This is a genomic window from Leisingera sp. NJS204 (assembly GCF_004123675.1).
Classification (GTDB): Bacteria; Pseudomonadota; Alphaproteobacteria; order Rhodobacterales; family Rhodobacteraceae; genus Leisingera.
This window is the reverse complement of the sequence record NZ_CP035417.1, coordinates 448297-474320: the sequence shown is the minus strand read 5'-3', so window position 1 is coordinate 474320 and position 26024 is coordinate 448297. Positions and strand designations below refer to the sequence as shown.

Annotated in this window: 24 protein-coding genes and 4 pseudogenes; 19 read left to right on the top strand and 9 right to left on the bottom strand. The window is 59.6% G+C overall.

Annotation, left to right across the window (positions count from 1 at the left end; genetic code table 11):
* Window positions 1–313: 313 nt before the first annotated feature.
* Together ETW24_RS02405 and ETW24_RS02400 are read right to left on the bottom strand one after the other, a co-directional pair.
* Window positions 314–1051: a UPF0149 family protein gene (locus ETW24_RS02405; RefSeq protein ID WP_254695683.1), complete on the bottom strand. Its 738-nt coding sequence runs from the start codon at window positions 1049–1051 to the stop codon at window positions 314–316.
* A 117-nt stretch (window positions 1052–1168) separates the two neighbouring features.
* Window positions 1169–1747, bottom strand: coding sequence for a metallopeptidase family protein (locus tag ETW24_RS02400; RefSeq protein ID WP_343328087.1), 579 nt, complete (start codon window positions 1745–1747; stop codon window positions 1169–1171).
* A 54-nt stretch (window positions 1748–1801) separates the two neighbouring features.
* Here ETW24_RS02400 and ETW24_RS02395 point away from each other — a divergent pair.
* The 4 genes and pseudogenes from ETW24_RS02395 (at window position 1802) to ETW24_RS02380 (ending at window position 5353) form a co-directional block, all read left to right on the top strand.
* Window positions 1802–3193 (top strand): annotated as a pseudogene (locus ETW24_RS02395) (transposase).
* A gap of 415 nt (window positions 3194–3608) precedes the next feature.
* The gene (locus tag ETW24_RS02390) at window positions 3609–4028 is read left to right on the top strand and encodes a PRC-barrel domain-containing protein (RefSeq protein WP_129369593.1); all 420 of its coding nucleotides are present in this window, start codon (window positions 3609–3611) and stop codon (window positions 4026–4028) included.
* A gap of 117 nt (window positions 4029–4145) precedes the next feature.
* Window positions 4146–4784 carry a DUF998 domain-containing protein gene (locus ETW24_RS02385; protein WP_254695682.1) on the top strand — a complete coding sequence of 213 codons (639 nt, stop codon included), beginning with the start codon at window positions 4146–4148 and terminating at the stop codon, window positions 4782–4784.
* 62 nt (window positions 4785–4846) lie between these two features.
* Entirely contained in the window at window positions 4847–5353 is a 507-nt protein-coding gene (locus ETW24_RS02380) for a DUF421 domain-containing protein (protein ID WP_129369592.1), read from the top strand.
* Window positions 5354–5674: 321 nt separating this feature from the next.
* Here the strand turns inward: ETW24_RS02380 and ETW24_RS02375 are convergent.
* Window positions 5675–7155 (bottom strand): annotated as a pseudogene (locus ETW24_RS02375) (IS1182 family transposase).
* A gap of 202 nt (window positions 7156–7357) precedes the next feature.
* Here ETW24_RS02375 and ETW24_RS02370 point away from each other — a divergent pair.
* The 3 genes from ETW24_RS02370 (at window position 7358) to ETW24_RS02360 (ending at window position 8561) form a co-directional block, all read left to right on the top strand.
* On the top strand, window positions 7358–7654 hold the full coding sequence (locus ETW24_RS02370) for a transposase (protein WP_129369591.1): 297 nt from the start codon (window positions 7358–7360) through the stop codon (window positions 7652–7654).
* Between the two features lie 158 nt (window positions 7655–7812).
* Complete coding sequence (locus ETW24_RS02365; RefSeq protein WP_254695681.1) at window positions 7813–8133, top strand: IS3 family transposase; 321 nt, start codon at window positions 7813–7815, stop codon at window positions 8131–8133.
* Window positions 8134–8198: 65 nt separating this feature from the next.
* Window positions 8199–8561: an IS3 family transposase gene (locus ETW24_RS02360; RefSeq protein ID WP_164982670.1), complete on the top strand. Its 363-nt coding sequence runs from the start codon at window positions 8199–8201 to the stop codon at window positions 8559–8561.
* Between the two features lie 714 nt (window positions 8562–9275).
* On the opposite strand, the gene ETW24_RS02350 is transcribed toward ETW24_RS02360, so the two are convergent.
* A complete protein-coding gene (locus ETW24_RS02350; RefSeq protein ID WP_129372815.1) occupies window positions 9276–10304 on the bottom strand; it encodes a LacI family DNA-binding transcriptional regulator in 1029 nt (342 codons plus the stop codon).
* A 130-nt stretch (window positions 10305–10434) separates the two neighbouring features.
* Here ETW24_RS02350 and ETW24_RS02345 point away from each other — a divergent pair, with 130 nt between their 5' ends.
* The 12 genes and pseudogenes from ETW24_RS02345 to ETW24_RS02290 all read left to right on the top strand — a co-directional run bounded on the left by ETW24_RS02345 (window position 10435) and on the right by ETW24_RS02290 (window position 20582).
* A complete protein-coding gene (locus ETW24_RS02345) occupies window positions 10435–10620 on the top strand; it encodes a hypothetical protein (protein WP_129369588.1) in 186 nt (61 codons plus the stop codon).
* A 23-nt stretch (window positions 10621–10643) separates the two neighbouring features.
* On the top strand, window positions 10644–11789 hold the full coding sequence (locus ETW24_RS02340; protein WP_129369587.1) for a TRAP transporter substrate-binding protein: 1146 nt from the start codon (window positions 10644–10646) through the stop codon (window positions 11787–11789).
* Window positions 11790–11900: 111 nt separating this feature from the next.
* Complete coding sequence (locus ETW24_RS02335) at window positions 11901–12413, top strand: TRAP transporter small permease (protein ID WP_129369586.1); 513 nt, start codon at window positions 11901–11903, stop codon at window positions 12411–12413.
* A 13-nt stretch (window positions 12414–12426) separates the two neighbouring features.
* Window positions 12427–13755: a TRAP transporter large permease gene (locus ETW24_RS02330; RefSeq protein ID WP_129369585.1), complete on the top strand. Its 1329-nt coding sequence runs from the start codon at window positions 12427–12429 to the stop codon at window positions 13753–13755.
* Window positions 13756–13767: 12 nt separating this feature from the next.
* Window positions 13768–15075: a histidinol dehydrogenase gene (hisD, locus tag ETW24_RS02325; protein WP_129369584.1), complete on the top strand. Its 1308-nt coding sequence runs from the start codon at window positions 13768–13770 to the stop codon at window positions 15073–15075.
* Entirely contained in the window at window positions 15068–15829 is a 762-nt protein-coding gene (locus ETW24_RS02320; protein ID WP_129369583.1) for an SDR family NAD(P)-dependent oxidoreductase, read from the top strand. The genes hisD and ETW24_RS02320 overlap by 8 nt, the downstream gene beginning before the upstream one ends.
* On the top strand, window positions 15826–16806 hold the full coding sequence (locus ETW24_RS02315) for an alcohol dehydrogenase catalytic domain-containing protein (protein ID WP_129369582.1): 981 nt from the start codon (window positions 15826–15828) through the stop codon (window positions 16804–16806). Before ETW24_RS02320 ends, ETW24_RS02315 begins: the two co-directional genes overlap by 4 nt.
* A gap of 30 nt (window positions 16807–16836) precedes the next feature.
* The gene (locus tag ETW24_RS02310; RefSeq protein WP_129369581.1) at window positions 16837–17247 is read left to right on the top strand and encodes a universal stress protein; all 411 of its coding nucleotides are present in this window, start codon (window positions 16837–16839) and stop codon (window positions 17245–17247) included.
* A gap of 37 nt (window positions 17248–17284) precedes the next feature.
* Complete coding sequence (gene comD / locus ETW24_RS02305) at window positions 17285–17791, top strand: sulfopyruvate decarboxylase subunit alpha (RefSeq protein ID WP_027256510.1); 507 nt, start codon at window positions 17285–17287, stop codon at window positions 17789–17791.
* On the top strand, window positions 17788–18342 hold the full coding sequence (gene comE, locus ETW24_RS02300; RefSeq protein ID WP_129369580.1) for a sulfopyruvate decarboxylase subunit beta: 555 nt from the start codon (window positions 17788–17790) through the stop codon (window positions 18340–18342). The genes comD and comE overlap by 4 nt, the downstream gene beginning before the upstream one ends.
* Window positions 18342–19445, top strand: coding sequence for an alpha-hydroxy acid oxidase (locus tag ETW24_RS02295; protein ID WP_129369579.1), 1104 nt, complete (start codon window positions 18342–18344; stop codon window positions 19443–19445). Before comE ends, ETW24_RS02295 begins: the two co-directional genes overlap by 1 nt.
* 297 nt (window positions 19446–19742) lie before the next feature.
* A pseudogene (locus tag ETW24_RS02290) lies at window positions 19743–20582 on the top strand (IS5 family transposase).
* 471 nt (window positions 20583–21053) lie between these two features.
* On the opposite strand, the gene ETW24_RS02285 reads toward ETW24_RS02290, so the two are convergent.
* The 5 genes and pseudogenes from ETW24_RS02285 to ETW24_RS02265 all read right to left on the bottom strand — a co-directional run bounded on the left by ETW24_RS02285 (window position 21054) and on the right by ETW24_RS02265 (window position 25685).
* Entirely contained in the window at window positions 21054–21923 is an 870-nt protein-coding gene (locus ETW24_RS02285) for a hypothetical protein (protein ID WP_129369578.1), read from the bottom strand.
* A gap of 249 nt (window positions 21924–22172) precedes the next feature.
* A complete protein-coding gene (locus ETW24_RS02280) occupies window positions 22173–22418 on the bottom strand; it encodes a TniQ family protein (RefSeq protein ID WP_254695740.1) in 246 nt (81 codons plus the stop codon).
* Window positions 22419–22507: 89 nt separating this feature from the next.
* Complete coding sequence (locus ETW24_RS02275; RefSeq protein WP_129369576.1) at window positions 22508–23482, bottom strand: TniB family NTP-binding protein; 975 nt, start codon at window positions 23480–23482, stop codon at window positions 22508–22510.
* Between the two features lie 14 nt (window positions 23483–23496).
* A complete protein-coding gene (locus ETW24_RS02270; RefSeq protein WP_164982669.1) occupies window positions 23497–24375 on the bottom strand; it encodes a DDE-type integrase/transposase/recombinase in 879 nt (292 codons plus the stop codon).
* 100 nt (window positions 24376–24475) lie between these two features.
* Window positions 24476–25685 (bottom strand): annotated as a pseudogene (locus ETW24_RS02265) (IS3 family transposase).
* Window positions 25686–26024 lie beyond the last annotated feature (339 nt).

The window sequence follows — 26024 nt, the reverse complement described above, 5'->3', positions numbered from 1 at the left end:
CAGGTTCCGAAGGGCAACCACAGTTCGCAACTTTGCAGCGGCAGCTTCCTGCGCTCCGCTGCCCCGGTGCATCCCGCAGCATCACATGAGGCAGCTTAGCCCTGCTGAGTGTCTGCTTCCGGGAAGGTGACCATAGAATTTCACACCGGCAGCATTCTTGGCGCGGTACCCTTGTCTACGGCCGCATCGGGCTGGGTGCAGCCGATCCGCCCCATGCGGTCCGATCCGATGACAGGTGCAGTTTGCGAGCTCCTCCCCGATTAGACCGGTGCCTCGCTCTGCAGATGGTTGCTATGAAATCTTTGGAGATCAGTCAGTTCCGACCGCAACACTGCGTGTATTCGCGGCCAGACCCGCAGGAGCACGGATCGTTTCGACCTGGTCGAGGACCAGCCTTGAACGGCATGCCGGAAAGATTTTCAGGCTCAGGGCGGGAAAGTTCAGGACGTGACTGGTGCAGTATTGTCGCAACGCAGTTCGGGATCAGATCGGGGGCTTCAAGGTCGATCTGGTCAATTTCGTCGTCCGTGAACTTGCTTTGACCAGTGTAGATGTCCTGTAACGCCATCAAGAAGATCATCGTAGCCCGCGTCTCTTCGTCGGCCTGATCGAGCAGGCGTTCCCAAGCTTCCGCCCGCAGGCCCATGGAACGGGTGAAGCCGTCGACCCAAGGCTCCCACATCGTCTCGTCGCTGTTGGGATCAACCTCGTAGACAGGTTCGATCCAAAACGAGCGGGACATCGCCTCGGCCACCGAATTGTAATGCGCCATGACGGCACCGATCGTTTCTTCTGCGGCTTTCCGGTCAGGAAAATGTGCTTCGCCAGTCTCGCCCCAGACATGGGGCAGCCATTCCGAGGGCGGGATCATGTCATTACAAGCAAGAATGCCGGTCACGTAGTCATCAAATTCGCTAAGCGACATAGGCATGTTTTCTACGGGCAGCGCATGCAGCAGCGCGTTGAGGCGATCAAGCTCTTGATGTGATTGGCCCTTGAAACTTCTCCCGGCGATGTCGGGAATTTTAGCTGCGGGACTGTTAATTCGCAACTATCGCAATGCCGGATGCGGGCTGCGAACCATCGACTGCACTCGCGGCACCCCATCGTCGCGGCAACGTCACCTGTGAGCTCGAATGCCAACTTCCCCTGGGCATCGAAGAGCGGTTCAGACCCACCATTGGTCGATGGCTGCGATCTCCTCGTCAGTCCATCCGAAATGATGGGCGAACTCGTGAATAACAACATGCGCGATCAACTGGTTCAGCTCGACATTATCGCGGTCACGCCATTCCGCCAGGATCGGCTGGCGGAAGAGCCAGACAACATCCGGAGGTGGCGCCATGTCGAGAACCGATTTCTCGGTCATAGGTATTCCCTCGTAGAGCCCTGTCAGTTCATATGGATCTGCAAAACCAAGTTCGTCCAGCATGGCCGGCGCAGGCCATTCGGCAATGCGCAGAATGACGTTATCTGCAGCTGGCCTGAAGGCCCCCGGCAGGGAAGCTATAGTGGCGCGAGCGATCTTCTCGAAATGGTCAAGGTCGTGGTGCATGCGTTGTAATTGGTTTCTCGGAACGGTGTAGTGAACCGCCAAGCCGGAGGGGCAGTTCATACGCCTGGTGCGATCAGCAGCCTCCGGCCCCAAATCGGATTGCGACGGATACCGCACCGCTGTGGCCAGCTGCTTGCCCCAGATGGGTATATCTGCTTTGACCGAGAACAACTGAAAACACACGTGAAACATGGCATTGATCTAAAGAGGCTGAGTGCCGCTGAATTGGAAGCGCTGGCCAAGGAAATCGAAGTCCGCAAAGCGGAAGTAGAGAGCGAGGCAAAGAAAAGCGCTTACGACTTCTATCTGGAGGAGCATGTCCCGTAAGGTCATCTGCTGCGATCGGTTGACCGGCACCTCGATCTGAGCGGCATCCGGGGTCATCTGGCGGGTTTCTACAGCCGCACGGGCCGACCATCGGCCGATCCTGAACCAATGATCCGCATGCTTGTGGTTGGCTACTGCTTTGGCATCCGATCCGAACGGCGGCTTTGCGAAGAGGTGCATCTGAACCTGGCCTGCCGCTGGTTTTGCCGCCTTGATCTGACTGACCGCATCCCGGATCACTCGGCATTCTCCAAGAACCGGCACGGCCGCTTCCGCGACAGTGATCTGCTGCGTCATGTTTTTGAGACGACTGTTGAAAGATGCGTGCCGGAAGGGCTTGTCGGTGGCCAGGGGGTCGCCGTGGATGCCAGCCTGATTGTTGCGGATGTTCAGAAGCAGAACTCCAGCAATCCCGAAGAATGGGTGGCCAGGGAGATCGATCCCAATGATATATCACGGGCGGTGCGCGAGTATCTCGGCACTCCCGATGACGCAGCATTCGGTGCGGCCGGTGAGACAACACCCAAGTTCACGGCACATGCCGATCCCGCCAGCCAATGGACCGCGGCTCGCAAAGGACCTGCATTCTTTGCCTATTCAGACAATTACCTGATCGACACGGATCATGGGATCATTCTTGACGTGGATGCCAGCCGCTCGATCCGGCAGGCAGAGGCGGGTGCCATGCGCAAGATGACCGGCCGGACGGAAGAGCGCTTTGGCCTGAAGCCTGATCGGGCCGCAGCGGACACCGCCTATGGCTCATCTGATAATCTGGTTTGGCTGACGCTCAAGCGGAAGATACTCCCGTTCATTCCGGTCTTTGATCATTCAAAGCGCAAGGATGGCATCCGGTCGCGATCCGACTTCACATGGGACGAAGAAAATGACCGCTACATCTGCCCGGAAGGTAAAGAACTGCGCCACACCCGGCGAAATTATTCTGATCCCAGAAGACACAACCCCAAGCCCGGCCGCCGCCAGTACCGCAGCTCAAAACTCGACAGCCAGACCTGCCTATCGAAGCAAAAATGCTGCCCCGACACTGCAACGCGCAGCATCAATCGAGACAAATATGAGATCGTGAGAGACTTCGCCCGGCTCTGCACGGCCTCCGGCTACAACCCGACCGCCCAGAGGCGGCGTCAGAAGGTCGAAATGCTCTTCGCGCACCTCAAACGCATCCTCGGGCTGGGGCGGCTCCGGCTACGAGGCCCATGTGGCGTCCAGGACGAGTTCACCTTAGCAGCCACCGCCCAGAACCTCAGGAAACCGGCCAAACTGAAGCCAATAGTGCCTGCCGCTGCGTAAAAAGAGCGGTGCAACCACAGATTACTCCAGGAAATCAGGTCCATAACCCCGGGTATGCCGCCAAAAACAACGGGTTTTTCAACGATATCGGCCCAACCTGTACCTTGGATGTTTTCGCTGCGCGCTTGCAGCAGAAAAATCGCTGCGACTGCATCATTTTCGGCTCCGCTGCGCGGCGTGAAAACCAGCCGTTCAAGCATGCTGCAGCGAGATCAGTCACCCGAATTCACTCATCGCGGACAAAGTGGCCGCTCGATGAAACCCCGCTACAAGAATCGCAAGCCCGTGTTAGCTCTTGGGAATGGTAACGGCATCCACACAAAGCAGCACGACTTCGACGGTAGGTAAATTTTCTCGGAACAAAAGTCATCTTCAGAATGTTCAGTCTGTGAAGCAAACAGAAAAGGAACATCACATGTCTCGCCTTGCCTCTATTGCCCTTATCGCTGGCATGGCCGCGGCGCCGGCCGTTGCGGAAACCCTGATGGATACCGAAAACCTGATCCGGACACGCGACATCACCGGTGGTGATATCTACACGCTGAATGGTCCCATGGACGAAGATACTTGGGGAAACTGGGAAGCTGATGGTGTCGGCCCGGACTGGAATGACATCGGCGAAATCGAAGATGTGATCCTTGATCGCGGTGGCAAGATGATTGGTATTGTGGCCGAAGTCGGCGGCTTTCTCGACATTGGCGACAAGCACGTGCTGATCCCCGTTGAAGACATTCGGCTCACGCCGGTGGATGACAAGAGCTATGTCATCGTAACCCGCAAAACCGAAGAGCAGCTCGAAGAGATGGAATCGGTGGATGAAGGCTGGTGGGACTGATCCGGCCCTTATAACGGCATATCAAGCGAAGGGGCTGTCGCGAGCCCCTTTGACCTTTCTTACTGAGTTTCACTTCTCAGGAGTTGTTACCCTGGCGCGATCAGGCGGTGATCCGACATGAATGACGAGACAAAATCTCCGAAGTTAGAGAATGCCCCCACGCTGATGATAGTGCTTGGTTGGTATGCGATTATTGGCTGTATTGTGTTTTCCGCCGCCATCATTGCGGCTGACTTTATTGTCCCTGATCACGATTGGATTGCTGATACGATCAGCGACCTGGGCGCAGGCAAATACGAGTTCATTGTCGATATCGGCATATACGCTTTCTCGGGCTCTCTTATTTCCGTTGCGCTGCTGGCTGCGCATGTTCACATGGGCGGATGGGGCTGGAGTTGCGGGATCATCGGCCTCGCCCTGCTGGGGCTCATCGTCTTTCTTGTCGGGGCACGGAATGAATATGGCGACAATGACAGTGACGGCGTGGTGATCCATATCTATCTTGTCTACGCGCTGGGTCTGCTCATGGCGATCATTCCCTGGTTGATGTCCCAAGGGGCCGCCCGAGCGGGGCGCTACTATGGTCAGGTGCTTGTCGGGATTTCAATCGTCTGGGCGATCTCTGCACCGGTCTTCTTTTTCCTGCCTGACGAAATTGATGGCATTTATGAACGCTATCTCGGGCTCATAGCCTTCGCATTTGTTTTTGTGCTTGCCAGGCTCTTTATCAGGCGCGGGCGAAAGCTCAAAGGGTAACGCCATTGCCAGGATGCGGCGCCGATTTCGATTGCGGCGCTCATTAGGCGAAAGGACAGATTATGCTGTACGATCTCTTAGAGATACTTTTCCGCGCGGCCGTTTGTGTCGCCACGGTTGTCGCACTCACCCGGCTGAACGGCCTGAGATCCTTCTCGAAGATGTCCAGCTATGATTTTGCGGTCACGGTTGCCTGCGGATCAGTCATTGCCAGTTCAATAATCTCGCCAAAGGAAAATTTGTTTCTCGGGGTTGGGGCGCTTGTTGCGCTGTTCGCCGTGCAGAGCCTGATCTCCTTCGTTCGGACGGCGTCTCCGAAGGTCCGCAAGAGTATTGAGAACGATCCAGTGCTCGTCATGGAAAACGGCGAGATTCTGCATCAGAACCTCCGCGATACGCGTATGACAGAAGCTGATCTGTTCGGAAAACTGCGGGAGGCGAACGCATTCGATCTGCGCCGCGTTCATGCGGTCATCCTTGAGCCGACCGGTGATGTCAGTGTCCTGCACGGCTCTGGCGACGAGGATGAGGAAGTGAGCGCGCGGGTGCTGGAAGGCGTGCGAAGGTAGGCCCTTGGCAATTCTCGGGCCGAGAGCGAACCTTCGAAGGTAATGCCCTAGCCCGTGCCTGGATGAATGTCCGCAATTGATGCATTGGCTAGCAAGCCTCGCACCCGCAGCATCCAGCACCGAGTGCCTCATTCGCATGTCCGTTTACGGGCTGAGGGTGTGTGGAAACTCGCTTGGTTTCTCGACGATGAGGATGTTTCAGTCGATTTTGTGGAGGCAGCCGGATTTCGGGTCACTTTAGCGCCTTATACGCCGTAGAGGGCTGAATCCGCGCTCTTGTGGCGTTTTTTTTGCGGTACGATTTGAGCTGAGCGACACCCATCAGGCCGGTTTGGCTGTCAGAAGCCCACGTACCCCGATCAGGTCGATCATCCGTTTGATGTTATAGGCGAGGACATGGAAGGCCATCTCGGTGCGGACGTTCTTCAGCCGCCGCATCCGGAAGTGCGCCGCTCCCATCCAGTTCTTGATTGTGCCGAACGGGTGCTTGACGGTTGAGCGGCGGAGGCCCATCAAGGCCGGGTCGCGGCTCAAACGGCCACGCATCTCGTCGGCCGGATGCTCGCGTTCCCATCGGGTGATACGACGTTCCCTGCCGGTCGTGCAGCGCGCTCTGACAGGGCAGGCCTGACAGACGTTGGTCCAGTATCGCCGTACCCCAGGCCGCCTTCTTCGGTCGTGCAGCGGTATGTCATCTCACCTGCCGGGCATCGGTAGATATCCGTATCCGCGTCATAGGCAAAGCCGGCCTTCACATACATGCCCTTCTTGCTGTTGCCCGAAGTCTCGGGCCGGGGGAGGGTTGTGGTGATGCCATCCTCGTGACAGGCCAGAACTTCCCGGCCGCTGAAATAGCCCTTGTCAGCGACCGCGCTCATTTCGCCGTGTCCGAGAGCGGCCTTCGCCGCCTTCGCCATCGGCGACAGCTGTTCACGGTCATGCCCGGCATTGATCACGTCATGCGCGACAATCAGATGGGTCTCGGTATCCACTGCGGATTGGGCGTTGCAGCCCGCAAAACCGCCGCCTTTGGCGCTGGTGGCCATGGAGCGGGCATCCGGATCAGTCAGGGATATCTGCCTGTCCTGGCTCTCCCTGAGCGCCTCGCCCATGTCCGCCAAGCGCTCGATCTCCTGCCGGATGCGCTCGCAGCGTTGCGCCAGGTTGGCGATCTTCCCGGCCCGGGCCTCGCCCTCTTCCTGACGGTCGATCCGGACCATTTCTTCAAGGTAGCGCTCTCGATGCTTGCGACCAGATGGGCGGTGCGGCTGGCGATCTTGCCTTTGGTGAAGTTCTTGTCGCGATTATTCACCGCCTTGAACTTGGAGCCATGGATGGCAACACAATCCCCCTTCGGCACCCCGATCCGGCTGCAGAGTTCCACGAACTCCGCGCAGGTCCGCCGGATCGCCGGGCCGTTCTCAGGGAAATTGATCCCCCGGATCAATTCCTGGTCCTTCGAACTCGCGCCGAAAGTTGGCGATCGTCTTGTGGTCCGGGACAAGCCGACCCGTCAGCTACATCACCTCGACATTGCGCCCAGCCTCCCGCTCCAGGGCACGGCTCGAAGGGACGCGGTTCAGATAGCCATAGATGAACAGCTTCAGCAGGACCGATGGGTGATAGCCGGGCCGTCCTGTCTGCGCCGGCGCCGTCCGCAGGAAACCAATCTCCCCAAGATTAATCTCGTCCACGAAGAGGTCAATCACGCGGACCGGATTATCCTCGTTTGTCCAGTCTTCCAGCCGGGCCGGAAAAAGTGTCACCTGACTGCGGTCCGTACCCTCGATATATCCCGACATGCCTGCCTCCGGTCTTTGCCGAAAAGCATACAGCATCCGGAGTTTTCACACAGCCTCGGCTGCCTGGCGTCGTCTGGCAGAAGCGTCCTGGTGAAGTTTCGCTGCAACCCTGCCGCCGCATCGCCGCAAGTCGGCAGTGTGAACTTCGTCCCTGTTCCCGGACACCGTGGTAATTTACCCCTGTCCACGGAAGGAGCATGGAATGGGACAATCGAGACGAACGTTCACAGATGAATTCAAAGCCGCAGCTGTTGGCCGGCTTTATAAGCCTGGTGCCACACAATGTGGCGTGGCCAGGGAACTGGGTGTGACGAGTTCCCAGCTGAAGACCTGGCACTTGGAGGCCGAAGCGGCAGGATCAATGGCGGCGCTGCGCAGGCAGCAGGCGGATGCAGCGGAACTGGATCGTCTGCGGAAGGAAAACAAACGTTTGAAGCTGGAAAATGGGATCCTCCACAAGGCTTCCGCTTTTTTCGCCTCAAGGACAGCGAAGACATGAACGCGAAACATGCATTTGTCGCTGCCCGCAAGACTGTTTAGCCGATCGCTCAGCTCTGTCGCATTGCTGGCGTTGCGCGCAGCTGGTTTTACGGCTTTGTCCAGCCGCAACCTGCCCGGGATCAGCGGCAAAAGCTGCGGGACACCCGGGACGCCGCGTTGCTGCCAAAGATCAAAGCGGCGTTTACTCAAAGCAAAAAACGATATGGGGCAAAGCGGGGCCACCAGGATCTGAAAGCCGATGGCGAGGACGTTTCGGAGCGGCGCGTGGCCAGAATAATGCGTGAAAACAATGTCTCACCGTGCCTGTACAAGCGTCGAAAGCGGCGCACCACAGACAGCAATCACAGCCTCAAACCCTCACCAAATCTGTTGGAGCAACAGTTCGATTGCACCGTTCCGAACCGTGTTCGGCTCGCTGACATCACTTATGCCGACACCGCTGAAGGCTGGCTCTACGTGGCTGCCATCAAGGAATGAGACCTTGTTCGCCATTGGTTCGAGAACAATGGTCGAATGCCACGCGTGAAATCGTGGGCTGGGCCATGGACGATCATCTGCGATCGGAACTGTGCTGTGATGCCTTGAACATGGCCCTTGGGCGCCGTGGCCCGGTACCAGGGCTCATCCGCCATGGCGACCGCGGCGTGCAATATGCAGGCGGAGAATACCGCAAGTTGCTTAGGGCGGCACGCATCACGCAATCCATGAGCCGCACCGGAGAATGCCTGGAGTTCAAGCTGGTCCGCGCCAGCGGATCAAATGGTCTGGGGGACCATTTGAAGGCGCAGAACGCACCGATGGAGAGTTTCTTTGCGTCCCTGAAAAAGGAACTGGTTCACCGGGAGCGCTTCAAAACGCGTGCCCAGGCAAAGGCTGCGATCTTCGAATACATAGAGGTCTTCTAAAATCGCCAACAGCGTCATTCCGCCATCGGCTGCCAAACACCCGCGCAAGCATACGAAACCATGACTTGGAGAATTGCCGCATAGGGTCAATAATCAAACTGTCCGGAAACAGGGGCGAACTCCAAGCCAAACAAAACCGAATTGCAAGACGAATGCCCCCTCTCGGCAGATTTGCTGCGCAAATCGCCTGCCGGGCAGCGGATGGCATGTGCGGTCATCCGAAAACCTGAAATCCCGTGCTTTGTCCTGAACTCACAGGTTCGCGTCGCTGATTGGGAGCAGATTTATGGAACCCATCAAGGCCAGCGGCAAGTATCGACGCCGCGATCAAAGGCCGGGCACAGGACTGTACTCACCAACCGCGCAGTCAACGCATTTTTTCCTTGCAAAGCAGGCGCCATCCACACAAGGATAAAGCCGCCTTTTGCTTGCGCAGCTATTGCTGACGCCGCATTTGCTCGCTGCTGCGGCAACCTATTGATGCGATGCAATCCGGTGTCGCCATAGCGGTCCTTGAAAGCCAAACTGAAGCGCGGTTTTCAATCTGCCCATTCGCTGGGGCCTGCCTCTGCAGCCGAGAAGCGGGGCAAAGTGTAAGTTTGCGGTATCCGTGTGGTCAACCGTTTCGAACTGGAAACGAGCGGCCTTTCACGCTCAAGAGGAAAAGGCTTCCAAATCCGCAAGATGCACCAACAACAGCAGCAACTATCTTCCCTATGACTGATAAGGCGGCTTTGCCAATGAGTGACGGGTAACAACTCTGGTATTAATGCAGATCGACCGGCCTTCCGTTTTACCTTCCACAATTGCTGTCAGTTCACACGCTGCCTTTCGTCCCATTTCACGGTGAGGAACATGAACAGTCGTCAGGGCTGGGCTGACGATCTCCGCCAATTCGATGTCATCGAACCCTGTCACCGAAACCTGCTCCGGCACCTGAATTCCTAATCTGTGCGCCTCACGCAGAGCACCAGCCGCCAGCACGTCGTTACCGCACATTACAACTGTCGGGCACGGAGTTAAGGCCATCAGCCGCCCAAAGGCCTCCGCTCCCTTGTCAATTTCGTAAGCGGTCTCGATCAGCGTCAAACTGCCGGTGTCAAGTCCGCTCGCCTCCATCGCCTGCCTGACGCCTTCCACCCGGCCTTGCGCCCGGTCGTTGCCCTGCGTCATGCCGGAGATCATCGCAATCCGCCGGTGGCCGACTGAAATCACGCTGCGCGCCAGTTCGCACATGGCATCTGCGTTTCTGAATCCGACAGACGGCCGCTGCGCCGCCGGATCATAGGACCAAGCAACCAGCGAGGGAACCTGATGGCGATCCAGATACTCGTAGATTTCCGCATCGCGCGCGTGCCCGATCAGCAGCAGACCGTCAGCACCGCGCGCAACAAGGGTACGGATTTGTTCACGCTCCACTTCGGGATCATAGGCGGAACTGGAGACCAGCAGCGTATAGCCGCGCTCCCGCAGCTCATCCTGAAAGGCCTGCAGGCCGCGGGCAAAGATCGCGTTGTCCATGGTTGGAATGATCGCCCCGATGGTGAAGCTGCGCTTGGCCGCCATCACCCGGGCCGCGAAATTCGGCGTGTAGCCCAGTGATTCGACAGCTTGCAGGACCCGCTGGCGGGTCGGCTCAATCACCCGTTCCGGCGAGTTCAGGCAGCGCGACACCGTCGCGGTCGAAACCCCGGCCTCCCGTGCAACATCGTTAAGTGTCGGAGCTGAGCGGGTTTTTCCCATGTCACGCCTGCCATTCCATTGCCCCTGTCTTATCACAAAATGCCGCCGATGCCATCCACCCATGTAAGCGCTTGCATTATTGATGTAAGCGCTTACAAATGGTGTTGGGATCAAAAATCGGGATCTGCTGATGTTTCTCTTTGCTGCTGCAGCCGTCTTTACCGTGTTCTTTGCCAATGTCGCCCTGGGCGCGTTTGGCAGCGGCGGTTTCCTGAGCGATGTCGGAGAGATGCTGGTTCTGTTTGCGGCGTCGGTCCTGTTCGTTGCCGCGATCCTCAAGCGCGAGGCTGACCACAAGAACAAGAACGGCAGCTGACGGATTTCCAAGGGAGGAAGACAATGACGAATGGCAAGGATGGCCTCAAATCTGCTGAGCGCCGCAATTTTCTGAAACTGGCCTCAGCCGGCTCTTTCACCGCAGCGCTGGTGGCGGGTGCAGGCGGTATGCTTTGGTCGTCCGAGGCGGCCGCCCAGACTGCCAAAGAAGAGAAGGAGCGCGAGCGCGCGGCCGAGCACATCATGACCTTGGCGACCGCATACGTGCTGGGCGCCTCGCGCAGCTATCCGATCATGCAGCTGGATCTGAAAGAGAACATCCAGAACGCCACCAACGGCAAGATCTACGTCAAGCTCGCCCCTGGCGGCCAGCTTGGTGCGGGCGGCGCGCTGGTGCAGAAGGTTCAAGGCGGCACAATCCAGGCCGCGCAGCATTCGCTGTCGAACTTCGCGCCCTTTGCCTCCACCGTTGACCTGATCAACATGCCCTATCTTTGCGGCTCCAACCAGCGGTTCACCAATCTGGTGAACTCCGGTTTCTGGAATACCGAGGTCCATCCCAAGGTGGAGGCAAACGGCTTCAAGGCGCTGTTTTATGTCAACATCGACCCCCGCGTGGTCGCGGTGCGCAAAGGCGGCAACGCGGTAATGTCGCCGGGCGACATGGCGGGCGTGAAATTTCGGGTGCCGGGATCAAAGATGCTGCAGCAGTATTACCGCATGGTCGGCGCCAACCCGACGCCGGTGGCCTGGGGCGAGACTCCCTCAGCCATCAAACAGGGGGTGGCGGATGCGCTCGATCCGTCCGTCGGAGCGCTTTATGTCTTTGGCTTCAAGGACATTCTCAGCCATGTGACCTTTACCCAGGCGGTGCCGGACAGCCAAGTCTATTCCTGCAATCTGGAGTGGTTCAACGCGCTGCCTGCGGACGTGCAGGACGGTGTGATGTGGGGTTCAGAAATGACCGCGCATCAGAACCTGTCCAAGGTGCCCTCCGCCCGCGCCTATGCAATGGCGGAACTGGCCAAGGCAGGCGTCGAATTCCATGCGCTGAGCGATGACCAGCTGGCAGAGTGGAAGGACGCCGGCGGCTATCAGCGCAGCGAGTGGGATGCCTTCAAGACCGAACTTGCCGGGTCGATGGACAATTTCGCCAAGCTGGAAGAGGCCGCAGGCACCCAGGGCAAATACTACGTCCACGACGCCTGAGCGCTGCAGGGGCGCACGCCGGAGACCGGCGGTCGCCCGCTTTCGAAATCGCCGCTTCTGCAGCAGCCTGCCGGCTGGCTGCGGGGGTGTGCCTGAACCCCGGGAATAGCGATGAAGATCCTGCGAACGATAGACAAGAACGCAGAGCGCTGGCTGCTGCTGACCTTCTATGTGCTGCTGGTCATCACCATGGCGATCGAGGTGATCCGGCGCGAGCTGTTTGCCTATTCTTCGATCTGGGGCGAGGAAATCGTCCGCTATTCCTTTATCTACCTGGCCTGGATCGGCGCCGCGGCAGCGGTCAAGGAACGCGCCCATATCCGCATTGATGTTCTGATGCACTACCTCGGACCCCGGCCCAAGGCGCTGCTCTACATCTTCGGCGATCTGGTAATGTTCATCGTGGCCCTGGTGGCGCTCTACTGGTCGTTTGAGACGGTGCTGGTCTCGGCCAAGTTCGGATCAGTCAGCCACGGGCTGCGGGTCTCCATGGTCTGGTTCCTGATGGCGGTGCCCGCGGGGTTCACCCTGATGGTCTGGCGACTGCTGCAATCCTTCCTGCGCGACTACCGCAGCCTTCGCGACGGCACCCCCGTCTTTGAAGGCGACAAGCTGTTTGATTGAGGGGCCTTACGCGATGCTGTGGAATTCACTCAACCAAACGGTCGAACTGGGCTGGGACTTCTACCTGCCGGTGATCATGTTCGTGGCGCTGATTGCGCTGGCGGTGCCGGTCTGGGCCGCCATCGGCACGGCGGCTATCACCATGCTGGTGATGTCGGGAGATTTGCCGCTCAGCGCCATCGGCGAAAGCCTGTTCACCGGCATCGACGCCTTTGCCCTGACGGCGGTTCCGCTGTTCATCCTGACCGGCGACGTGCTGGTGCGCACCGGGCTCAGCAAGAAATTTCTGGACGTGGCCGAGGCGCTGACCTGCTGGACGCGGGGCGGCTTCGGCTCGGCGACGGTGCTGGTCTGCGGCATGTTTGCAGCAATCTCCGGCTCTGACGCCGCGGGTGCGGCGGCAGTCGGGCGGATGACCATCGCCCGGCTGGTCGAAAGCGGCTATCCGCGCCCCTATGCCTGCGCCTTGGTGGCGGCGGGCGCCTGCACCGGCATCCTGATCCCGCCCTCCATCGCCTATATCATCATCGGCCTGGTGCTGGGTATTTCCGCCTCCACCCTGTTTCTGGCGGCGCTGATCCCGGGCATCGCGATCCTGGTGTCGATCCTGATCACCAACATCATCATGAACCGGCTTTATACCTATGAGACCGGCGGCAACATGGGGCTGGTCGAGTGGCTGGGCAACCTGGGCCATGCGCTGAAATCCGGCTGGTATGCCTTCATCGTGCCGGGGATCATCTTCTACGGCATCTTCTCCGGCCGCCTGACCCCGACCGAGGCCGGCGCCACCGCCGTGGTCGTCACCATCCTGATGGGCTTCCTGCTCGGCACCCTGAAACTGTCGGACTTCCCGGCAATGCTGGTCAGCTCTGCCAAGGTGAACGGGGTGATCCTGCCGATCATCGCATTCTCCGCCCCGCTGGCAGAGGCACTGGCCATCATGGGCGTGCCGCAGGGGTTCGTGACCGCGGTGACCGGGCTGACCGATGATCCCTCAGTGCTGATCCTGCTGATGATCTGCATCCTGATCGCCGCTGGCTGCGTGATGGAGACGACCCCCAACATCGTGATCCTGGCACCAATCCTGAAGCCATTGGCCGACAACATCGGCATGAACGAAATCCAGTTCTGCATCATGATGATCACCGCCTTGGGGGTGGGCTTCATCACCCCGCCGCTGGGCCTGAACTTGTTCGTTGTCTCCGGCATCACCGGCGAGTCCATCCTCAAGATCGCCGCCCGCGCCATCCCCTTTGTTCTGACCATGCTGATCGTGGTGCTGCTGATCGCCTACATCCCGCCGATCTCGACCACGCTGCTTCCTGATATCTTCAAATAGGACTCCCTGGAAATGACCCGAGAATATCTCAAGAAGGCCGACCTGACCCCCAAGTCGGATGCCTCCGAGACCCATAAGACCGTGCAGGGCATCCTGGACGACATCGAAGCCGGCGGCGACGCCAAGGCGCTGGAATATGCCGCCAAATTCGACCGGTACGAAGGCAATGTGCTGCTGACGGAAGAGGAGATCGAGGCCGCCTGTGCGCAAGTGCCGGAGAAGCTGAAGGCCGACATCCGGTTCGCCCATGACAATGTGCGCCGCTTTGCGGAGCTGCAGAAAAGCACGATGCAAAATGTGGAAACCGAAATCTCTCCCGGCTTCATCACCGGGCAAAAGGTGATCCCTGTGGATGCGGCGGGCTGTTATGTGCCCGGCGGGCGCTACAGCCATATCGCCAGCGCCATCATGACGGTGACCACCGCCAAAGTGGCCGGCTGCAAGCACATCGCCGCCTGCTCGCCGCCGCGTCCCGGTGTGGGCGTGGCCCCCGCCATCGTCTATGCCGCCCATATCTGCGGCGCGGACCAGATCATGGCGATGGGCGGCGTGCAGGGGGTTGCGGCCATGACATTCGGTCTCTTTGGCCTGCCCAAGGCCAACATCCTGGTCGGCCCCGGCAACCAGTTTGTGGCCGAGGCCAAGCGCATCCTGTTCGGCCGTGTCGGCATCGACATGATCGCAGGCCCCACCGACAGCCTGATCCTGGCCGACGGCACCGCAGACGCCCATATCGTCGCCACCGATCTCGTCAGCCAGGCAGAGCATGGCTACAACTCGCCAGTCTGGCTGGTGACCGACGACCGCAAGCTGGCGGAAGAGGTGATGCGGCTGGTGCCCGGCTATATCGACGACCTGCCGGAGGTGAACCGCGAAAACGCCACCGCCGCCTGGCGCGACTATGCCGAGGTGATCCTGTGTGCGGACCGCGAGGACATGGCGGCCTGTTCCGACGAATACGCGCCGGAGCATTTGACCGTGCAAGCCGCGGATCTGGACTGGTGGCTGCAGCAGCTCACCTGCTACGGCTCGCTGTTCCTGGGGGAGGAGACCACGGTCTCTTACGGCGACAAGGCAGCGGGAACCAACCACGTGCTGCCGACCTCACGCGCGGCCAGCTATACCGGCGGGCTGTCGGTCCACAAATACATGAAGATCGTCACTTGGCAGCGCGCCACCCGCGAAGGCTCCAAACCGGTGGCCGAGGCCACGGCGCGGATTGCCCGGCTGGAAGGGATGGAGGGCCACGCCCGCGCCGCCGACGTGCGGCTGGCCAAGTATTTCCCGGACGAAACCTTTGACCTGACCGCCAATGGCTGACCCGCGCGCCCTGTTCGATCTGACAGGCCGGACCGCCTGCATCACCGGCGCCAGTTCTGGCCTGGGACGTCGGGCGGCCATCGCGCTGGCCGCCGCCGGGGCGCAGGTGGTCGCAGTGGCCCGCCGGGCGGAGGCGCTGGAAAGCCTCTGTGCCGAGATCGGCCCGGCTGCGGCTTATGCGGTCGCGGATGTGGCGGACCGCAGCGCGCTGGAGGCGCTGCGGGACACCGTCACGGCCCCCTTCGGCGCGCCGGACATCCTGATCCACGCAGCCGGCGTCAACACGCGGCAACCCGCAGATGCAGTGACGGCAGAGGGGTGGGATCAGACTCTGGCCTTGAACCTGTCGGCGCCCTTCTTCCTCAGCCAGGCGCTGGTGCCTGCGATGAAAAAGCAGGGCTGGGGGCGGATCGCCAACTTTGCCTCGCTCCAGACCACCCGCGCCTTTCCCGGCGGCATCGCCTATGGCGCCAGCAAGGGCGGGATCGGCCAGCTGACCCGCGCCATGGCAGAGGCCTGGTCGCCCCATGGCATCACCGCCAACGCAATCGGGCCGGGGTTTTTCCCGACCGAGCTGACCCAGGCGGTGTTCGAAGATGACACCCGCGCCGCCCGCAATGCCGCGCAAACCTGCATCGGCCGCAACGGCCGGCTGGAGGATCTCGACGGGCCGCTGCTGTTCCTGTGCTCCGAGGCCTCGGCCTATGTAACCGGGCAAATCCTGATGGTTGACGGGGGGTTCACCGCGAAATGAAAGCCTTGGTTTATGAAGGGGTTGAGACGCTGGTGGTCCGCGACGTGCCCATGGCGGCGGGCCGGGCAGGCGAACATCTGGTCCGCATCCGCGCCTCCGGCATCTGCGGTTCGGACATGCACGCCTATCTGGGCCATGACAGCCGCCGACCCGCACCGCTGATCCTAGGGCATGAAGCCGCTGGCGTGATCGAGGACGGGCCGCAGAAGGGCCGCCGCGTCACCATCAACCCGCTGGTCACCTGCGGCAGCTGCACCGCATGCGTATCGGGGCGCGAGAACCTCTGCGCCAGCCGCCAAATCATTTCGATGCCCCCGCGCGAGGGCGCCTTTGCCCAGTTTGTGGCCATGCCGGAGCGCAACCTGGTGACCGTGCCGGACGATGTGCCGCTTGCAAAGGCCGCGCTGGCCGAGCCGCTGGCGGTCAGCTGGCACGCCGCCCGGCTGGCGCTGGAGGCGCTGCATCCGGACACCGAACGCCGCGCGCTGGTGATCGGCGGCGGTGCCATCGGGCTGGCGGCGGCACTGGCGCTCAGGGCGATGGGGGTGGAGGATGTGACGATCCAGGAACCCAACACAGGGCGCAGGGCCTTTCTAACGGACCGCTGCGGCCAGCAGGCAGTGGCGGAGTTTCAGGGCATGGTGCCGCTGGTGGTGGACGCCGTCGGCTATGCCGCCACCCGCACCGCCGCCTCAGCCGCTGCTGCGCCCGGCGGGGTGATTGCCCATGTCGGCTTGGGCGAGGACACCGGCGGCCTGGATATCCGCCGTATGACCCTGCAGGAGATCACCTTCATCGGCACCTACACCTATACCGCTCAGGACTTCCGCGAAACCGCGCAAGCGATCTTTGACAGCCGCCTTGGTCCGCTGGACTGGCCCGAAACGCGGCCGCTGTCAGACGGCGCTGCTGCCTTCCGCGACCTGCGCAGCGGTGCGGTGGCGGCGCCCAAGATCATCCTCGACCCCTGGGCCTGACCGCGCGCCCCAAACAAACGGAGAGCAACCATGTATGACAATATCCTGGTTCCCATGGCCCTGGATCACGGGGTGTCCGGAACAACGCTGAAGGCCGCCGCCACCCTGTGCAACCCCGGCGGGCAGATCACCGCGCTGCATGTCTACGAGCCGCCGCACAGTTCGGTCACCGCCTACCTGGACGAGGACACCGTGCGCGAAGGTTTTGACAAAGCCCGCGAGGCGCTGGCCGCCAAAACCGCAGGTCACGGCAATGTCACGGCAGAGATCATCAAGGGCCGGTCCTACCGCGCCATCGTCGAATACGCCGAACAGCACGGCATGGACTGCATCGTCGTCGGCTCCCACAAACCGGGGCTCAGCGACTTTTTCCTCGGCTCAACCGCCGCCCGCGTGGTCCGCCACGCGCCCTGCGCGGTGCATGTCTGCCGCACCTCCTGACCCCGAAACGAGACTTCCGAAGCAAAGGCAACCGACCATGAATATCGACAAGAGGATCGCCGACGATCTGGCGGCCAACGGCGTTTCCTTCGTCACGACTGTGCCCTGCAAGCAGCTGGCCGGCGTGATCGAGGAAATCGACCAGCGCGACGACATCTTCCATATCCCCTCCAACAAGGAGGATGAGGGCATGGGGCTCTGCGCCGGCGCCTGGATGGGCGGCAAGCGTCCGGCCATCATCATGCAGAACACCGCCATCGGGGTGACCATCAACACGCTGGCGACACTGATCCAGTACTACCGGATGCCGCTGCCGATGCTGATCTCCTACCGCGGCGAGCTGCGCGAGCCGGTCGCCTGCCAGGTGGAAATGGCAGTGCATACCAAGGCGCTCCTGGCCCAGCTCAATATCCCCACTTACCACTTCCACTGGCAGAAGGACGTCGAGGAGCTGGACAACATCCTGAAATACACCTTCATGTGCAACAAGCCTGTTGCCATCCTGACCGACGCCAACTTCTGGGGAGGCTATGGCGACCAATGATCCGTTCTGAAATCCTGAAAGAGATCGCGCCCATCCTGCGCAATGAACTGGTGGTCTGCAACATCGGCATTCCATCACAGGAGCTGCACGCAATCGACGACCAGCCCACCAATTTCTACATGCTGGGCACCATGGGGCTTGCCTCCTCCATCGGACTGGGGCTGGCGCTGGCGCAGCCGAAGCCGGTGATCGTGATCGATGGTGATGGCTCGATTCTGACCAATCTCGGCACGCTGCCCACCATCGGCAACAACGCGCCCGGCAACTACATCCTGATGATCGTCGACAACGGCTCCTATGGCTCCACCGGCGATCAGCCGACCTACACCAGCCAGCGCACTGATCTGGCCGGCATGGCCCGCGCCGCTGGCTGCGCCCGGGTGGTGGAGGTGCAGGACAAGGACACCGGGGCTGCGCTGGAGGAGGCGCTGGCCAGCGGTGAACCCACAGTTCTGGTGGTCAAATGCGACAGCGGCAACGCCAAGATGCCGGTGATCACGATGGACCCTGTGGTGATCCGCGACCGCTTCATGAAAGCGGTGGCCGGCTGATGGGCGCAGGCGCCATCCATTCCGCCAAGGACGCCCGCCGCCTGGCCCGGCGGCGGCTGCCCTGGATGGTATTTGACTACATCGACGGCGCCGCTGGGCAGGAAACCGGGGCGGCGCGCAACCGCGCCTCCCTGGATGCTATCACCCTGCGGCCCCGCATCCTGCGGGATGTCAGCCAGCGCTCGCTGGCCACGCAGGTCTTTGGCGCCGCGGCCGACCGGCCCTTTGGCATTGCCCCTATGGGCATGTGCAACCTGTCGGCCCCCGGCGCCGACCTGATGCTGGCCCGGCTGGCGGCGCGCTACCGGGTGCCGCATGGGGTTTCCACCGTCGCCTCCACCCCTTTGGAAACCATTCTGGAGGCGGCAGAGGGGCACGCCTGGTTCCAGCTCTATTTCAGCGGCGACGGCAGCGGCACATTCAAGCTGGCCGAGCGCGCCCGTGCAGCAGGCTATCAGACTTTGGTTCTGACCGTGGACGTGCCCGAGGTCGGCCGCCGCCCGCGCGAGCTGCGCCACGGTTTCAAGATGCCTTTCAGCATCGGCCCGCGGCAGTTCTTTGACTTTGCCATGCACCCGCGCTGGTCACTGGCCACTCTGCTGAAGGGCAAACCGGTGATGGCGAATTTCGACATGGAGGGTTATGACTTCGACCGGACCGAAAGCCGGGCGCGCGCCACCTGGGACACGCTGGCCCGGTTGCGCGATCTCTGGCCCGGCAAGCTGGTGGTGAAAGGCGTTCTGGACGTTGAAGACGCCCGCGTGCTGGTGTCTGCAGGTGTTGATGCCATTCAGGTTTCCAGCCACGGTGCGCGGCAGTTGGAAGCTGCGCCAGCCGCGATTGAAGTGCTCGCAAAAATTCGCACTGATCTTGGACCGGATTTTCCTCTCTTCTACGACAGTGGAATCCGATCAGGCGAAGACGTTCTCAAAGCTCTGTCACTTGGTGCAGACTTTGTCTTTATCGGGAGAATTCTGCAATATGCAATTGCGGCCGCTGGCGAACGAGGCCTGGAACAACTGTGGGATACTCTTAGTGAAGAATTGAGCATCGCAATGGCACAAACCGGGCGAACTTCGCTGACTTGCGACAGTTTGCAGTAGCGTGCGATCTGATCAGTGAAATTGCATATTTCTGACGAACCATCCATGCTGATGCGCCGGGGCACCATCCTCAGGCTTCGTTCCTGCTGCCCTGCAGCGAACCAAACGCTGGTAATGCGTTTTCAGCTCTGCACAAGTGAAGCAGTGTTTGTCTGCGGAGATCACAGTTTCGGCGCCATTTCACCAAAACGGTGGAATTCGACCACGAATACAGGGCGCTCAGATTTGGCTTAGGGTCAGGATGCATTGATTTTCAACGCGCTGCGTGATTCACGGCTCAGAAAACGGAGCGGTGACATGAGCGACCTTTACTGGCTGACCGACGAGCAGATGGCCAAACTTGCCCCTTTCTTCCCGAAGTCTCACGGCAAGCCACGGGTCGATGACAGGCGGGTGTTGAGTGGGATTATCTTCATCAATCGCAATGGATTGCGCTGGCGGGATGCGCCGCGGGAATATGCTCCGCACAAGACGCTGTACAGCCGATGGAAGCGTTGGAGCGAGAAAGGCATCTTCGCGCAGATGATGGTCGGCCTGGCTGTCGAACACGGCGAGGAAAAGACCGTGATGATCCCCTTTCGGGACATTGCTGCGCAATGCCCTGCCGGGCAGCGGACGCGACCTATTTGAAGGCACACCGCACTGCGACCAGCATGGCCGCGAAAAAGGGGGGCGTGGACGCCTGATCGGTCGGACCAAGGGCGGCATGAACACCAAACTGCACGCCATCTGCGATAGCCAAGGGCGGCCGCTCAACCTGTTCGTCACCGCCGGCCAAGTCAGCGGCTACATCGGCGCGCGGGCACTGCTCAGTAGCCTGCCAAAGGTCGACTGGTTGCACGGGGATCGTGGCTATGACGCCGACTGGTTCAGGGACGCGTTGAAAGACAAAGGGATACGCGCCTGCATCCCCGGCAGAAAGCAACGCAAGACCCCGGTCAAATACGACAAGCGCCGATACAAACGACGCAACCGCCCCTCTCGTGACATTGCTGCGCAATGCACTGCCGGGCAGTGATTGAGATCATGTTCGGCAGGCTAAAAGACTGGCGGCGTGTGGCGACACGCTATGATCGCTGTCCCAAGGTCTTCCTCTCAGCCATCGCTCTGGCCGCGACCGTCATCTATTGGTTATGAATCCTGACCCTAGGCTTTGCTTGACGTTCACGACTGTGAATTGATCAGGTTTTGAACCAAAAAAGGCATCCACTGGGTCGGCCAGTATCCTTAGAAAATTGCGTCCGCCGGGTCTTGTGGCCCATCCGGCCGCAACTTGATCCCGATTTACAACTGCCGCCACAGCTTCCCCATAAGAAGACAGAGCACCCAGTGAGCACCCTATATGTTGATTGGAGCTCGACTTCGCGACATCCTTGCCCCAATTCCGAGACAACTTTGCCCCGATTTACATTGTAAATCTTGATCGAGTTCCCACCGACCTTAATTTTAATGATTAAAAATCAAATGCTTATGCGATCGCCCATTCTCCGTCCGGCACGAGTTCTCACCAGAATTGGCACGAGTTACCACCGAAACCACTGCGTCCGCCAAAAGAAAAGGGCCCGCAAAGCGGACCCTCGAAACGGCAAATCCTGATTTCGCTATTTGCTATTCGGCACCGACAGCATCTGTCAGAGATACCAGAACTTGCGACAATCCTGGTGGCGTGTCCCGGCGCCAAGCTGGGATTTCACCTGACAGTATGCCGTAGACCAAGTTGAGCGTTGTCCCAGCACCGCGCTGGCAAGCATAGGCGATTGTGTGCAGGTCCTTTCCGGTTTCCGATGCCACCGGGAGCGCGTTGAGCGTTTCGAGGAATGTGTCGAGATGGCGCCGTGAGAAGACAACATTCCGCACAGCACCAGGCTTATCGCGGGGAACCAAAGGGCGAATGATCCCACCAGCGTAGAGGGTTTGGAACTGGTTTTTGGATGCGCCAATATAGGCCGGGACGTCCTTCATCTCGATGGCAGTCTGGAAATCTGCAATCAATCCGGTGATCTCCTGGGCATCGAACCGCAACAGACCACATTCGGCATGGGTCGCCCCCGCAGGTATCTTCCCCAATTTTTGCAACATCCGGGACATGCGAACACGGGGAATATTGGTTTCCTCGCTCAGGCTATGGACAGAGTGGTACCGGCGTTCCTTGATTTCGTATCCAAGCACCGTGTCACCTCGGCTGAGTGCGTCATGCTTGATAATGTGGTTGCGCAACAGATCCCGTATCGGGCCGGGGTCAATTGCGTTGCAGCGGCGGTCCAGCCAATCGAACAGGGGGCCATACTTTGCGAGCGGCCCGGCTTGAACCGCAGTCGCCGGAGATCTGCGGCGGATAGTGTCGAGAGCCTCGGTCACGGCACCTGCGCCTTCCCGGTAAATAGCAAAGCCAATGTCGGCAGCCGCTTCCTGATCATTTGCGCGGAGCTTGTGAGGTCGCACCTTGTGACCATGCTCCAACACCGCGCCCAGCATCATGGAGGTTTCGAGAACCTGTTGGACTGTTTGACCGGCCAGCCACTTTGGTTCTTCTCGTGGTCCGTGCAAGCGGTTGTCCAGCCAGGCCAGATACTCAGGCTGGTCCCCGTGACAGGGTGTGACTGCACCTGCTCCCGGCGCGACCAGGCCATCCCGCAGATCGAACCCTTTCTGGGTAATCCGACGGAGCGATGTGTTATGATGGACGCATCGGTGGGCCGGTGCAAAACACCAGATCAGCTGTTGCCGTCATGCGAATGGGCTGCCGTCCTCGGCAAGGCAGACAGGACAGTACTTGTCTGTTTGCCGCACAAGGAAGGTTTTCGCCATTTTCGCACCACGAAATTCGACGTGTTTTTTCTTCCCTGTCAGAGCAGCAGATTTCAGGATTTCGGCGTCACCGCCGGTGGCGCTGGCAAACGCTTCGACGGCTTCGTGGCGGCCCATCAGGAAATTCTCGACTGGGATGCGGAGATCATTCAACAGCCGTCTCATGCCCTTTCTTGTGTGGACAGCAGAAAGGCGAGCCGCATAAGACAGCAGGGTTTCCCGAAGATCGAAAGGGATGTAGGGCCTTAAAGTGCTCATCGGACCCACCCCATGCTTTCCAGGTTCTCGCGAATGGCGGACCAATCACCACTGGAAAATGGAGCAGCCTCCCGTCCGAGATGAAGCTTTTCGAAACAGAGGGCTGCATCGCTCAGATCAACGGCCCTCCTGTTCATGATCATGGCACGGCGCAGGGTCTGTTTGGCGAGGCGAATGCTCCGGCCGGCATCGCCATTTTCTGCAAACAGAACGCGCTCCGCGAAGCACATTTCCGCTGGCAGATCGAGCCCGAGATGCTGGGCACATTTTGCGACGCAAAGGCCGAAACGATGTGCCTCGCCAGACCCTTCCTGAATGCGCCGCAGGCGCATTTTGATAAACCGCCGGTCTGTTTCTGGGTCTGACAAGACCCCCTCGTACAGCTTCTGAACACCGGAGAGAATGACCGCCACGGAACTGTCGCCCTGCAACAGGTTCTTCATCGTCTGAACCGCACCTTCAGTATCTCTGCCGCTGCCCTTCCGAAGAAGATGATGAGCTTCATCGATCACGAGAAGGCTCACCCCGCACACAGACATGCGGTGGCGCGCCACCTCCCAGGCTTCGTCGCCGTGAATGTTCGACTTCATCTTTGTATAACCGGTTCGTTCTGCGATCGTGATGGCAAGGCTCTTAATAGTCGCGGCAGGCTTCACTGTTTCGAACAGCGTATTCCCTTCGGATGTCTCAGAAATCACTGAGAATGCGGGATTGGTGCGCAGCATGCGCCGCAAAAGCGACGACTTGCCCGACCCGGAATCCCCTATCAGCATCAGCCCAGCGGTCTCACCATTCAACGGGTCGCGAACCGGCGTGGCGGTCAGCGCCCCGGCCCCATCAATGGTGAAAAGATCTGTCAGGCAGTCGGCCAGTGCCTCGTCGCGATCGAGCCGAAAATACCTGTCAGCAAGCCAAGTTTGCAGGTTGGAAACATCGGGAGCGGCAGTGCATGTGGGTTGGATATTATTCATCTTGGATTACTCCATCAGGTCGTCGTCGGGGTTTTCGGAAGTTTGGGGGGTCGTGGCCGCGGCGCCGTTGTCCAATCGCCGTTGTCGTAGCGCACTTCGATGGCTCCGACATCGCCGTGCCAATAGCAAACCTCGGCGGTCTCAGGCCCTTGTTTGGCGAACTGCTTTATTACAAAGTCTGTCTGATAGTTCAGGCACATTACCCGAATGCCATGGCGCCCGGACTTCCGTGTCAGCCGGGTGCCAAAAGCAAGACGCATCTCACGGTTTGATAACGTTTTTGGACGGACATCGGCGGTGGCCCGCTCCCAGGCTTGCAGCGGAGTAATGCCAAGCCCGGAATGCCGATCATTGTGATAGGCATCAACTCTCCAGCGAACCAGCCAACAGAGGAACTCCTCCACCGTCAGGGTTGCCCTTGCAGCAGGGTCGTTGCTGCCCCTCTCCACAGGGTTGGAGAAGTTCCGGCCAGAAAACCGCGCCAGGAGCTTGCGATGGATAGTTCGGAACACACGCTCGATAAATGGCTTCAACCAAGGTTTACCAGCAGGTGCCCCAAGGTTGGTAATCCCAAGCGATGCCAAGATGTGGTACGCTTCATCTGAAATGTACTTACCAGCCCGATCGATTATGAGCTCCTCCACCTTGCCGTGCTGATACCAATCATGCTCGCAGCCGAGTTCGTCCGAGATACGGGACTTGTCGGTGTAAATCATTTCGAGGGTCTGGCGCAGCGGATCCGCGATCCCCTCTGGAACGATCTGCAAAGCCAACAAGCAGCGAGTGTGAACGTCGATGGCCGCCGAGATGACAACTCGCCGGCGGCCTCCATCAAGTCCAAGCGCCTTTTTTTCGTCAGGTGTCAGATATTCAAAAAGACCTGTGATCTTCATCAATAGGGTCAGGTCGATCGTGTATTCGTCGATTTCGACCCTTTCCAGTGCGCGGGACGTTTTGGACGTGTCCCGCTTTCGTGCCGCTCCAAGTGCTCGTTTAGGCCACTTTCCGTTCGAATGCGACGGGGCTTTTCCAGCCCAATGCTGAGTGCCGCCGTCGCGGATTGTAGAAGCCATTGATGTAGTTGAAGATGGCCAGTTCAACGGCCCTACGCGTTGGCCACGACCTTCGCCAGATCAGCTCTGCCTTGATCGTCTTGAAGAAGGTCTCGATGGCCGCATTGTCATAGCAATTTCCTTTGCCGCTCATCCACTGCCCCGGCAGTGCATGTTTACATGCATGAGAGGGGGACACGCTGAACCCGTGTTGTCGCAGGATTATCTGATAGTCATGAGAACAGTATTGCGATCCACGATCCGTATGATGAATGCAGCCCATAGGCGGTGATCTGAAGGCTATAGCCATGTTCAGCGCCCGGATCGCCAAGTCCCGCTTCATCCGATTGCTGATGGCCCAACCGATCACCCGCCGGGAATGCAGATCAAGGATCACCGCCAGGTAGAGCCAGCCCTCGCGCGTCCACACGTAACTTATGTCACCTGCCCATTTCTGATTGGGCGCATCTGCGCAGAAATCCCGGTTCAGCAGATTGGGTGCGATGTTGAAGGCGTGGTTGCTGTCCCCCTCTCGGCTGATTGCTTCGCAATCGTCTGCCGGGCAATGGTCGTCACCTTGTATTTCTTAGATCGTTCGACACGGATGCCATTCTCACGCATCAAACGCCCGACGCGACGATGGCCAATGTTCAGGCCCAACTCCTTCAGTTCCTCGGTCATCCGTGGGCGGCCATAACTGCCCAGGCTGAGGCGAGATTGTTCCTTGATATGCGCCAGAACGACCATGTCAGTGCGCTGCCTTTGACTGGCCGGGCGGCTGCGATAGGCCCGTAGACCGCGCTCACTGACATCCAGCACATTGCACATCCGCTTGGCGCTGAAGGTATCAGTGTGTTCTTCGATGAACCTGAACCTCATGGCTTTTGGCCCGCGAAGAACTGCGTTGCCTTTTTTAAGATCTCCCTCTCCTCCTTGAGAATGCGGTTCTCCCGTCGAAGCCGTTCATTCTCTCGGGCAAGGTCGAGGTCTTTGTCGGATACCACCTCGGTGTCGCGATGCGCTGTGATCCACTTGTTCAGGGTCGAAAGGCCAACACCCAAATCAGAGGCCACTTGCTTCCTGCTCAGCCCGCTCGTCAGCGCAATCCGCACCGCATCGGCCCGGAATTCTTCTGTCCGTTTCAGTCCCATAGTTCGTCTCCTTTGCTGCAATAAATGCTATCAAAGGAGCGGCATCAAACCGCGACACGTCCAAGACGACGCCAGGCAGCCCCGAAGCAGACCTCCGGCCTGCCGCATATCCACTGCTGGTTCGCATGCAGGTAGGGCGGAAACCAGAAGTTCGCTGCGAGCGAGATAATTCACATACGTTGTCTCAAGAGCGGACATTCACTTTGCTAACAAACTACCGATTGCCACCCTGGGCTACAGTTTTGACAGATCCAAGCCGACAAGGGGTGAACGATGTACTAGTATTTTCGACGTGATCCCGGCGAATTGCACAACGTTCTTGATCGCAAAAGCTGGGGC

Excerpts from the sequence above, each read along its gene's own strand:
- ETW24_RS02345 (WP_129369588.1), top strand. The coding sequence starts at position 10,435 with ATGTTTCTCTTTGCTGCTGCAGCCGTCTTTACCGTGTTCTTTGCCAAT.
- hisD (WP_129369584.1), top strand. The coding sequence starts at position 13,768 with ATGACCCGAGAATATCTCAAGAAGGCCGACCTGACCCCCAAGTCGGAT.
- ETW24_RS02390 (WP_129369593.1), top strand. The coding sequence starts at position 3,609 with ATGTCTCGCCTTGCCTCTATTGCCCTTATCGCTGGCATGGCCGCGGCG.
- ETW24_RS02280 (WP_254695740.1), bottom strand. The coding sequence starts at position 22,418 with ATGAGACGGCTGTTGAATGATCTCCGCATCCCAGTCGAGAATTTCCTG.
- ETW24_RS02320 (WP_129369583.1), top strand. The coding sequence starts at position 15,068 with ATGGCTGACCCGCGCGCCCTGTTCGATCTGACAGGCCGGACCGCCTGC.
- ETW24_RS02360 (WP_164982670.1), top strand. The coding sequence starts at position 8,199 with ATGGACGATCATCTGCGATCGGAACTGTGCTGTGATGCCTTGAACATG.
- comD (WP_027256510.1), top strand. The coding sequence starts at position 17,285 with ATGAATATCGACAAGAGGATCGCCGACGATCTGGCGGCCAACGGCGTT.
- ETW24_RS02370 (WP_129369591.1), top strand. The coding sequence starts at position 7,358 with ATGGGACAATCGAGACGAACGTTCACAGATGAATTCAAAGCCGCAGCT.
- ETW24_RS02275 (WP_129369576.1), bottom strand. The coding sequence starts at position 23,482 with ATGAATAATATCCAACCCACATGCACTGCCGCTCCCGATGTTTCCAAC.
- ETW24_RS02400 (WP_343328087.1), bottom strand. The coding sequence starts at position 1,747 with ATGTTTCACGTGTGTTTTCAGTTGTTCTCGGTCAAAGCAGATATACCC.
- ETW24_RS02295 (WP_129369579.1), top strand. The coding sequence starts at position 18,342 with ATGGGCGCAGGCGCCATCCATTCCGCCAAGGACGCCCGCCGCCTGGCC.
- ETW24_RS02310 (WP_129369581.1), top strand. The coding sequence starts at position 16,837 with ATGTATGACAATATCCTGGTTCCCATGGCCCTGGATCACGGGGTGTCC.
- ETW24_RS02330 (WP_129369585.1), top strand. The coding sequence starts at position 12,427 with ATGCTGTGGAATTCACTCAACCAAACGGTCGAACTGGGCTGGGACTTC.
- ETW24_RS02270 (WP_164982669.1), bottom strand. The coding sequence starts at position 24,375 with ATGAAGATCACAGGTCTTTTTGAATATCTGACACCTGACGAAAAAAAG.
- ETW24_RS02380 (WP_129369592.1), top strand. The coding sequence starts at position 4,847 with ATGCTGTACGATCTCTTAGAGATACTTTTCCGCGCGGCCGTTTGTGTC.
- ETW24_RS02335 (WP_129369586.1), top strand. The coding sequence starts at position 11,901 with ATGAAGATCCTGCGAACGATAGACAAGAACGCAGAGCGCTGGCTGCTG.
- ETW24_RS02350 (WP_129372815.1), bottom strand. The coding sequence starts at position 10,304 with ATGGGAAAAACCCGCTCAGCTCCGACACTTAACGATGTTGCACGGGAG.
- comE (WP_129369580.1), top strand. The coding sequence starts at position 17,788 with ATGATCCGTTCTGAAATCCTGAAAGAGATCGCGCCCATCCTGCGCAAT.
- ETW24_RS02385 (WP_254695682.1), top strand. The coding sequence starts at position 4,146 with ATGAATGACGAGACAAAATCTCCGAAGTTAGAGAATGCCCCCACGCTG.
- ETW24_RS02285 (WP_129369578.1), bottom strand. The coding sequence starts at position 21,923 with ATGATGCTGGGCGCGGTGTTGGAGCATGGTCACAAGGTGCGACCTCAC.
- ETW24_RS02340 (WP_129369587.1), top strand. The coding sequence starts at position 10,644 with ATGACGAATGGCAAGGATGGCCTCAAATCTGCTGAGCGCCGCAATTTT.
- ETW24_RS02315 (WP_129369582.1), top strand. The coding sequence starts at position 15,826 with ATGAAAGCCTTGGTTTATGAAGGGGTTGAGACGCTGGTGGTCCGCGAC.